At 62.5% G+C, this 10,244-nt stretch carries 5 protein-coding genes and 3 pseudogenes; 3 read left to right on the top strand and 5 right to left on the bottom strand.

Annotated features, from left to right (window positions below):
- Positions 1 to 118 precede the first annotated feature (118 nt).
- Positions 119 to 526 (top strand): annotated as a pseudogene (locus tag ACFFUC_RS20005) (IS1634 family transposase); the annotation flags it as partial.
- An 81-nt stretch (positions 527 to 607) separates the two neighbouring features.
- On the opposite strand, the pseudogene ACFFUC_RS20000 reads toward ACFFUC_RS20005, so the two are convergent.
- Positions 608 to 1,141: pseudogene (locus ACFFUC_RS20000) on the bottom strand (transposase); the annotation flags it as partial.
- An 830-nt stretch (positions 1,142 to 1,971) separates the two neighbouring features.
- Between ACFFUC_RS20000 and ACFFUC_RS20030 the strand changes: the two are divergent.
- Positions 1,972 to 2,058 (top strand): annotated as a pseudogene (locus tag ACFFUC_RS20030) (protein NO VEIN domain-containing protein); the annotation flags it as partial.
- A gap of 159 nt (positions 2,059 to 2,217) precedes the next feature.
- A complete protein-coding gene (locus tag ACFFUC_RS19990; RefSeq protein WP_377688682.1) occupies positions 2,218 to 2,577 on the top strand; it encodes a hypothetical protein in 360 nt (119 codons plus the stop codon).
- An 18-nt stretch (positions 2,578 to 2,595) separates the two neighbouring features.
- Here the strand turns inward: ACFFUC_RS19990 and ACFFUC_RS19985 are convergent, their stop codons facing one another.
- From ACFFUC_RS19985 to ACFFUC_RS19970, 4 genes are all read right to left on the bottom strand, one after another.
- Positions 2,596 to 3,459, bottom strand: coding sequence for a DUF2189 domain-containing protein (locus ACFFUC_RS19985; RefSeq protein ID WP_377688681.1), 864 nt, complete (start codon positions 3,457 to 3,459; stop codon positions 2,596 to 2,598).
- Between the two features lie 373 nt (positions 3,460 to 3,832).
- Complete coding sequence (locus ACFFUC_RS19980; RefSeq protein ID WP_377688696.1) at positions 3,833 to 4,870, bottom strand: glycoside hydrolase family 3 protein; 1,038 nt, start codon at positions 4,868 to 4,870, stop codon at positions 3,833 to 3,835.
- 209 nt (positions 4,871 to 5,079) lie between these two features.
- Positions 5,080 to 8,961 carry an amino acid adenylation domain-containing protein gene (locus ACFFUC_RS19975; RefSeq protein ID WP_377688680.1) on the bottom strand — a complete coding sequence of 1,294 codons (3,882 nt, stop codon included), beginning with the start codon at positions 8,959 to 8,961 and terminating at the stop codon, positions 5,080 to 5,082.
- Entirely contained in the window at positions 8,930 to 9,490 is a 561-nt protein-coding gene (locus ACFFUC_RS19970; RefSeq protein WP_377688679.1) for a YdcF family protein, read from the bottom strand. The genes ACFFUC_RS19975 and ACFFUC_RS19970 overlap by 32 nt, the downstream gene beginning before the upstream one ends.
- Between the last annotated feature and the right edge of the window lie 754 nt (positions 9,491 to 10,244).

Here is a 10,244-nt window from a genome sequence, read left to right as displayed (position 1 = left end):
GGCTCCAGAAACCACCATCCCGATGGACCAAAGGCCGGTCATGCACTAACTTTTAAAACGGACCACTCAAGTGGGGCTGATCAACACCGCCGAGCGCTTCAGCTGGGCGCTGGACGAGGAGGCCATCGCCGCGGCCGAACTGTTCGACGGAAAGCTCGCGCTGCTGACCAATGCGCCGGACCTGACCCCGGCAGAGGCCGTGCGCCGCTACAAGGCCCTGGCGGATATCGAGCGCGGCTTCCGCGTGCTCAAATCCGACATCGAGATCGCGCCCGTGCACCATCGCCTGCCCGACCGCATCCGGGCGCACGCCCTCATCTGCTTCCTTGCCCTGGTGCTCTATCGCGTCATGCGCATGCGTCTGAAGGCGAAGGGCAGCAGTACCAGCCCGAAGATCGCCCACGAGCTGCTGGCGCGCATTCAGAAGCATACCACCCATATCGGCCCTCAAACCTTCTCCGGGATCTCCAATCCGCAGCCGGAACAGTTGAACCTCTTCGACGCCCTGGACGTGAAGCGCCCCTGATCGCTTGCCGTGTTGTGGCAAAATCGCTCATTCGAGAACAATGAAAACATGCGCTTAGCGTTTTATCTGTCGAAGTTGGGAGATGTAGACGTAGCGCCGGGCAGAGAGATCGCGGCGTTGCCAGCGGTCGTAGTCTTTTTGCCAGCCCGTCGTGAGCCGCGTGATGACGCCTGGCGACAGGTTTGGCGCATCCGTCCCGAGCAACGCGCTCAGCGCCTCCTGAAAATCTCCAGTGGAAATGCCGCGCAGATAGAGCACCGGGAGCAACGCATCGAGACTGCGTGACCGCCGCGCCCATCGTGGCAGAATGCTCGAGGTGAAGCGGATCTTCTTCTCGTCAGCAACACCTTCCGCCCTGTCGCGGACCTTCTGGCGCTGCACGGGGACAGGTCCGATCCCGGTCTGGATCTCGCGCTCGGGGCCCGTACCATGCCGGACGATACGCTGTCGGCCATCGGGCAGAAGCTCGTCGGCAAACTGCGCGACGAAGTTGGCCGCCTCCGCCTTCAGCGCAGCCGCCAGCATCTGACGCGCGCCTTCACGGGCAATTTCCGTCAACGGGTCGAGGATCGTTCCGGGCTGGCGGAGCGGGGTGATCGTGGTATCTTCTGACATAGGCGTATCGTTCCTTGTGGAAGTTCTGGCAGGCTTGGACACCCGCCACGATACGCCGCCTTCTCAGGCACCATCACCCATTTTCAGCCATAGCTCGGGTTTTGCTGACGATGCCCGCGCCTGTTCAGCGCTGGGCCTTTATCTCCTCCAAGTCGCGTAACTCTTGATTTTCGAACGCCAGCACATCTTCGAGGCGGTAGATCACGCGCCCACCGAGCTTCATGAAGCTCGGTCCTTCGCCGCACCACCGCCACCTCTCGAGTGTCCTCGGGCTAATTCTCCATCGGGCAGCCAGATCGATCTGACTAAGGCATACTTCTCGCATTTTCGTTTCCTTTCGAACGACCACCGTGGTCGCGCGACTACGAATGCGTAGAAATAAAACGTATTCAAGTCAGTGTGTTGCGGGGCTCTGCGCGTTGCGGGCTGCGTCCCTCGGACATTGGGAACAGCGGCGAATTGCCCCGTGAACCGGCGTTAAATTGCGAAATGTTCCCTAGAAGTCCGTAAGACTCGTAATCCTGCCGGAGCATCCTCAAGGGTCACAGGAGACGGTCCAGTTGGAAGGGCACTCCCTCCGCCACTTGCACAATGCAAACCCGAAAACGGGTCCCTCGCGGGGCCGCTTTTATGTGCAAAAGTGGTTTGCAGAGACCATCCGCCCTTCGGAGACGGCCGACTGCGCGAGATCGGTCTCCGAACGCCCAACGTCTCTTTCCACCCGCCCCTCGCTCTGGGCGAGACGGATGCATAATCTCCATATATTTCAGTAAATTGAAGAGATCGCGAGGCGACCGTACTTCGCTGGTTCCGGCCTGTCTCAATCCCGACGGAGAGCCAAGGCGTTCGAGCTGCACCCGCCGCTGGACGCGCATGTCTCACTGACCGCGACGTCCTTTCGGGCGAGTTTTCATTGAGGGTTGCGAAAAGGCCCGCTCTGCCTGCGCCTGCCATGCCTCCTTCCGCCGGAAAGCGCAGATCGTAAAAGCCGGACATCGCGGACCGCCGGACGTTCGGGATTGATTTATCCGCAGCCGAGGCGTTTCATGATGCGGCAATCTTCGAGGTGTTTGACCATGAAGGCAGTTCTTCCGAGCGTTGCTTTCCTCGTGGCCTCATCGGTGGCCGCCGCAGCTGCGCCAACCACATTTGACTGTACGCCCGCTCGCGGTCAGCCGTCGGCCAGCAAGCTGATTGTGGATCTTGAACGCGGCACGATGGGCCTCGAAGGCGATGAGAGCCGCCCCATAACCGAATCCTCTGACAACCATCTGCTGAGCCTGTGGCATGACGGCTTTAGCGGAACATCGCTGCTTTTCGATCGCGCCACAGGGGCGCTGTACCAAGGCGGCGTGCGCCAATGGTGCACGAACGGCGAATGCGGGGCGCGGTCTTATGCGAACGAATACAGCTGCAAAGGTGCCCGCGCGCTCTAGCGCTCATCCGCTTGCCATTTAAGGCCATGTCACAGCGGCACGGTAGAGATGCCATGTCGCGTGGCCAAGGACCGGCAGGACGAAGATCAGCCCGACAAAAAGCGGAATCGACCCCAGCGCCAGCAAGACCGCGACAATCAATCCCCATAGGGCAATGGTCGCGGGGTTGCGGCGAACAACGGCCAGCGATGTTGCGACGGCCAAGGGGATGCCGGCCCGACGATCGACCAACATGGGGAAAGACACGACGCTCAGACAAAGCACAACCGCGGCGAATATGGCGCCTACACCGACGCCCGCCGCAATCATCTCCCACCCTGCCTCGGTCGTGAAGCTGTCGCGCAGCAAAGCAGAGATGCTGTCGTAAGGCACAGGCCCGAGCGTGGCGAGCCAGATGGAATGGGCGGCATAGAGCCATAGCAGGAAGACCCCGACGAGCAGAGCCCCGAGCGTGAGCACCGGACCAAAGACGCCCGCGCGCAAGGCGTCCATCGCGACGCCCCAACTGGGCTCCAGACCTTGCTCGCGCCGCTTGCTCATCTCGTAAAGCCCGGTCGCCGCCACAGGCCCCACAAGGGGAAAACCGGCCGCCAGCGGAAGCAAAAGATGCAGCTGCCCCGCCTTGAGCGCCCAGACGACCAGTGCAAATCCGATCACCGGATAGAGCAGCACCAAGACGATGACGTCGGATCGGTATGCCGCCAGATCCCTGACGCCCTTGCTCAGAGCCGCTCCAACCTCTCGCGCTCCAATCGTGTTGACGACCGGCTGCGCAACCTCCCGACCGCCGATCCCGTCGACAGCAGCCTCAAGGCCATGACCTGCGCCAATAACCCGCCGTGCGGCCCAAGTGATCGGGTTGCCAATAATTTCGGTGGACATTGCTTTACCCTCCATCTCGAGGAGGCGCGGAGCTAAGTCAGACGTTGACCGGTCGGACGGCGGTCCCAAACCAAGCCGTCAGGCCATTCCGGCCTCCACCCCAGCATATCAGGTTTTGCGCGGACTTCACACCGGATTCGCAGGGAATGCCTACGCCGGGTCAGCACTGCATTTCGGCATCACCTCGCAGGTGCTGAGCGATCCACCCAGTGCGCCATCCGCGGCCCGCAACGTCCGACCAGCTGATGGCGGGCTTTTCAGGTGAGCTACTCCCCGGAAATCGGACAGCGACGAAAGCTACGATCTGACGTCTTCCCGTCTCCAAGGGCGAAGGGATCAGGACTGCGGAAACGCCGTAACCATGACGCGGGCTTCACGGCGCGCGTGGTGCTGGAGGCTGTGAAGGGCGAGCGCCCGCCCGATGGAACGTTTCCCGCTGCGCCCTGTGCCGGACCGCGCGGACGCGCTCGGCAGAGGCCATGATCCGCTCCTCGGTCAGAACGCCCCGAGAGATGGCATCGCGGACCCAGCCGACCACGCGCGACGGCAGCAGCGGATCATAGCCGAAAAGGTTCTTGATCATGATCAGATCATTGCCTGCGACCAGCGATGCGATGACAGCCTGCCTGCGGTTCATGAGATGGCTTATCGCTTCCATATCAATGTCATCCGTCATGATAACGCCTCGAAAACCCATCTTTTCCCGCAGCAGCCCTGTCACAATGGAGGAGGAAATTGTGGCGGGCAGCCCGTCGGAAGCGATGGCGTCAAGCCGCAGATGGCCCATCATCACCATGGCGGGAGCCTGTGCCGAGACGAAAAGACGGCGAAAAGGCTGCAGTTCCGCCTCGTTCCAGCTCTCCGAAATATCGGCAACGCCGTGGTGGCTGTCTCCCATCGCACTGCCGTGGCCCGGAAAATGCTTGGCGACACACAGGATACCCGCTCCCGAGAACCCCTCCACGAAGGCCTCCGCATAGGGAACGATCAGAACGGGATCGGATCCGAATGACCGTTTGGCACGACCGATTGCGGGACTTTGCGGCATGTCGATATCAAGCACGGGACCGAAATTGGTATTGAACCCCAAGGCCGCGAGCTCTTGTCCGGCGGTCGCGTAGATTTCCCGCGCCTGCACGGGCGACATGGTCGCGGCAACCACTTTTGCAGCCGGCAGCGGAGTCATCCCGTGGGCTTCCTTCAGCCGCTGGACAATGCCGCCTTCTTGATCAATCGCGATCATCGGTTGATGTTCGCCCGCGCGGAACAGGCGCAGAAGGCCCGTCACCTCTTGCAGCGTGCCAATGTTCTGGGTGACGAAAAAGACGCCTCCGACTTCGCCGCGCTGCACCTGTCGGGCGAGCAGCCGTGCCGAGGGGGCCCGCTCGTTCGCGCCGTAAAACCCGATCATCAGCAAATCCGAGACCGCGGCGGCGAGGTCGCTGCGCGAGCGGCCCATCCCCACCCATGCGGCATGATACACAAGCATTCCGCGTGCCATCCCCAAGCCCGCACGAAAGATCCGCCGGAAGCGCCGAAACGCGGCAGGCGGATCGGCAGCCGCTTGGGACAGGGCGGCACGAAGCCCCTTCATCGCGCGCCTCGTTCGGGATCCCACGATCACATTTCCGCTTTGCAAACCGGACGCTCGGCGGGCCGGACAGCTGCGGGAGGGTTCTTTTGTGCGCAGCGGACACGGGTCATATGGCGCAGGATGGTCTCGGCGAGCGCTCCGACGTTTTCGGGCGTGAAATAGCTTCCATGCGTCCCGGGGATGATCTCGACCTTGTGGCCGCCGGAATAGGCTGCGCGGAAGAGTTGCTCGGGCGCGTCGATCTGGCCGTAGGGGTTGAGGTAGCTGCCCGCCCCGAACAGGAGCAGCGTTTCCCCGGGATAGAGCAGGAAGCGGCCCTGCTCCATCAAGATGGTCAGTGCGACTTCACGGCCGCGCCGCATCAGCTCCAGCCCGGCCGCCCTCATCACGATCCCCCCTTGGCAGTTTCCGCCGATAGAGAGCGCACCTGACGGCGCGACCGTCTCGATTTCGTCGGCATAAAGACGGCCGAGCGCCGAGAGCGTTTCGTCGTTGTATTCGACCGCGAGATGTCCAGAGCGCAGACCAAACAGCGTCGCCGCTTCCTGCAGGGCTGTGCTCAACTGGGCAAACTCGCTACCTGTCTGGAAACACCAAAAGAGTTTCGGGCCAAGCTTTTGGGGGGCAAGGCTGCGGACCAGCCCTTTTCGTCCGAGGTGTTCGCCAGGCCAAGTCGCAAGATAGGGTGCCAGCTTGTCGGCGAGACCATCTTCCGGAACGTCCAGATCGTCAGGCACCGCGCGGGACGGTGCGTTCAGGCGCGCCTCCACCATCAACGCAAGGATCTCGACAGTGTCGCGGCCCGGCTCGAAATCTATATCGAGTCTGACATCGAACGCGTCCTCGACCGCAAACAGAAGGGCCGCCATGGAAAGGGAGTCGATCCCTGCCCGATCGAAGCTGTCGCGGACGCCCGCGAGCCTGTGCTGGCCCACATTGGCATCGATCAGCGCCATGAGCCGCGCTTCGGTCGCTGTGCCGACCGTGCGGGCTACGGGCGGCTCCGTCAGAAATGGGGGCAGCGGCAAGGCGCTGCGGTTCCGCTTGCCATTGGCATTGAGCGGCAGCTCCGGAACCGGCAGGAACGCGGACGGGATCATAAAGGCGGGCAATCGCTTCGAGAGGCTTTCACGCAGCGCCAGCGGATCGAACGTGCCGGTCCCGCGCCGCATCACCACATGGGCAATCAGCCGGTCGGGCATGGATTCTGCCGCGAGCAGCGACACTGACGCGTCAACCACATCGGGCTGATCGCAGAGCACCGCCTCGATTTCTGCCGGTTCGATGCGGTGGCCGTTGATCTTCACTTGATCATCGATCCGCCCGAGGCAGATGAACCTACCCTCTGCGGTGGCCTTGGCGCGGTCGCCTGTGCGGTAGATCCGCATGGATCCTTGGCCCGGAATGTCGACCGTCGGGAATTGCCGCGCGGTCAGCTCCGGCTGATCGAGATAGCCTAGCGCCAGACCCCGTCCGAAAAGGCAAAGCTCGCCCTCCTCTCCCCGAGCGACAGGTTGCAGGTCCTGCGTCAGCAGGCAGGCGCCCATATTGTCGACGGGCCTCCCGATCGTGACGGGATGGCCGGGCTCGCATCGGGTAAAAAGCGCCTCGATCGTGGCTTCAGTCGGCCCGTAGGCATTGATGAAGGTGCGCCCCCGTCCCCATTGCTCGACCAGAGCGGGGCGACAGGCCTCTCCGGCCACGATAATATGCGTCAGCTCGGGATGATCTGCCTGCGGGATGATCGTCAGCGCCGAGGGGGTGAGCGACAAGTGCGTCAGGCGTGCCTGATCAATGAAGCGCCCGACCGCCGGACCCGGAAGCCCCTGAACATCCGTAGGAAAGACGAGACAGGCACCTGCAGCGAGAGCCATGGCCATATCGCCGACCGAGACGTCGAATCCGAAACCGTTTAGCTGCGAGACCCTCGCGCTGGCGCCGAGCTCGAAATGACGGGCGGCGGCAACGGCGTAATTGGCCAGCGCTGCGCGCGAGAGGACCACGCCTTTGGGCTGGCCGCTCGTCCCCGAGGTGAAGATGATATAGGCTGGGGCATCACCGGCGCAGTCATCGGGCTGCCAGTCGAATTCCGGCAGGCCCGCGACCTCGGGCAGACGGTCCAAAACCACAAAATCCAGCTCCATGTCCGGCAATGCCGGACTTGCCGCATTCACGATCACAAGCCGCATGTCCGTGCTGTTCAGAACATGACGCAACCGCTCTTCCGGCAGGGCCGGATCAAGCGGCACGAAGACCGCGCCCATTTGCAGGATCGCCAGGAACGAAGAAACACGGTCCACGCTTCGGCCGATGCAGACACCCACATTGTCGCCCGCGCCCACTCCGGCCGCCCCGAGTGCGGCGGCGAGGTCACGGACGCGGCGTGCCAGCTCGCCGTAGCTCAACCTGCGATGCCCCATTTCCAAGGCCGGTGCAGCGGGATTGCGGGCCGCGTGTCCCGCCACGATCCCGATGAGATCGCGAGCGACAGGGGTCGTCTCTCCGACCAGAACGCATGAGGTAGACGGGGACGCAGGTATCAGGTTTTCGCCCAGCCAACCGGCCAGACCGTCCCCGCTGCCCCCCGCCATGACGACAATCGTATCATCCGGCCGCAGATTGTCCTGCAAGCGGACGAGCAGTTCGGCTCGGCCCGAAACCGAGACGGCAGAAAGCGCGAGGGACCGCGCGGCGGCTTTCAGTGCGGCGTCGCCGTCCTGACCCCGCGCGCTCTCGCCATGCGCCGCCACCGGCAAGATGAAACTCAGCTCCGCCGCCGACAGCGCCTCGGCAAAGCGCAACGCCATCCGCGAGACCCGACTGTGCAATTGCGGCTCGAAGACCGCGATCAGCCGCCCTGCAGCGCCCTCACGAAGAACCGCGATCGACGCGGCAACTTCGGACGGATGATGCGCGAAATCGTCGAAAACTCGCAGGGACTGCTTGGCCGGTACCCGCTGCAGACGCCGCGCGATCCCTCGGAATCCGGCGAGCGCAGCGGCTGCGGTTTCAAAGCCCACACCGAGCGAGAGCGCCATCCCAAGCGCCCCCATTGCATTGAGCAGATTGTGGCGGCCGGGGATGGAGAGGGTCAGCGTCCCCAGCTCCGCCCCGCGCAAAGTGAGTGCGATCCGCTTCGGTCCCACCTCGGTCGCCCTGAGAAGGTTTCCTTCACCGAAACCATAGGTCAGGGCGGCATTTCGCGTTCTTCTCAACAGGTCCGCGACGCCCGCATCGTCGCCACAGGCGACAACCGCCCCCCCGACAGGCACTCTCGAGAGAAAAGACCCGAAGGCCGCTGTCAACCCGTCCGTGCCGCCGTAGTGGTTGGCGTGATCGTCATCGACATTGGTCACAATGGCATGGGCAGGTTGCCAGCAGGCAAGCGCGCCGTGGGCTTCACAGGCTTCGATCACGACGGGTGCTTCCGCTTTGCCGAGGCGCGCGGGGGGAAGCGTGCCGCATGCAAACGATGCGCCCAGCATATGGCCGCAATCGCTCGGCCCCGCATAATCGAGAATATGAACAAGCATTGCCGTGGTTGTCGATTTTCCGTGGCTGCCGGCAACGCAGATCGAGGGTCGCTGTGCGATCAGTTCGGCAAGCGCCCGAGCTCGCGTTTGCACGGGTATGCTGTCGCGTCGGGCCGCACGCAGCTCGGCATGGGATTCGGGAATGGCGGGGCTCACAATGACGCCGTCCACATCGCGCATCGCTGCAGCCTGAACGCGAATACCGTTCGCCAGCAGGAGATCAAGGCGCTCCTTGCTGCAGTTGCTGTCGCTCCCCGAGACCTCATAGCCCGCCTGACGCAACAACAGAGCCAGAGGGAACATGCCGGATCCGCCGACACCGATCAAATGCAGTTTGGGCAATTCAGATGTCACCCAAGTCACCCTTGAGCGCATATTCAGCAATCTTCCCCAACTCGGCGAGCACGCGGTTGCGGCCGTGCTCCGTCTGCCACCAGGTCTCGGCGGACAGATCGCGGGGGTCAGAGGGGGGCTGGGCGATGATGCGGACATCCTCGGGGATGTAGCGCCGCAAGGTCATGATGGCTCGCCGCATGTGAAAGGGCTTGCAGCAAACAGCGATCTTGCGGACGCTGTTCCAGCCCAGTTCGCTTTCGACCAGCGCAGCCCCGTAGGCCGCGTTTTCTGCCGTATTGCGGGCAGTTTTCTCCAGCAGGAGATCGCTTTGAGCCACGCCCGATGCGAGCGCGTGGTCGCGATAGAACGACCACTCGACCAATCCGTCGGCGGTGATGCCCGCCCCCGTGATCAGCACCTTCGGCGCCATGCCCGACGCGTAAAGCCCAACCGCCGGTGTGAGGCTGCTGATGGTCGGACTGCAAAAGACAAAAGCCAGATCGACCGGTTCCGCTTCATCCTGCTTGAAAAGAAAGGAGCTGATGGCTCGGCGGCTGTCATAAATCATGCAGAAATTCTCTTCTCTTGAAAATTGCACATTTCGGTCGAGACGCGACGCGACTTTCCCACCGAGACCTCGCCCGCCTTTGGATCATGCGAAACAGGTCATATGGGGCAGGTCATGGCTTGCTTCCTGCTTTATCCGGCAGCGGCTTTGGAGCGGAGGATGTCGTTGCCGGATTTCGGATGTGGCGGGCTTGAGAAACAGGCCATCACAACAACGGGCCCTTTGTCTCGAAATGGTGAAAACCGGGCAACCCACCGTCTCCTGAGCAGGATTTGACGTAAAGCTAGCTACCATTGCACCATTTGACCGGCTTGGGAGCTATCATTTCCATGCCAGGAGAGCAACGAGGGTGACATGCCCTGGAAAGGCAGACATGTACCCGATGCGGTTGCCGCGCTTGTAGCGCCTCTTGTCGTGTCTCATTGCTGGCCGCGCAATTTCCGGCTGGGAACGCGGATCTTTGTCCTTCGATGCCGCTTTGAATTGATCGGCGTCATAATCCCGATCCGACTTTTCGTCTGACGCCTCAAACGCCCCGCCGATTCACTGCATCCGGTTCCGCCCGCCTCTGCGAGCCGGATCTCCGCCCCAATTCCGCCCTTGATCCCGCTCCGATTGAAAAAAGAACATCCTTGTTCATTTCCGCATTCCGAGCGCGGCAAGTTTCCACGAAAAGCGGAATTTCGATCCGGAAGTTGAGCCGATACCCGACCTGACAGGGAAAACGTTTTGCAAATCCGCGCAATCAGCACCT

The sequence above is a fragment of the Paracoccus cavernae genome, from assembly GCF_042430175.1.
GTDB lineage: Bacteria > Pseudomonadota > Alphaproteobacteria > Rhodobacterales > Rhodobacteraceae > Paracoccus > Paracoccus cavernae.
The sequence above is the reverse complement of the archived record's forward strand: the minus strand, read 5'-3'. Positions and strand labels throughout refer to the sequence as shown.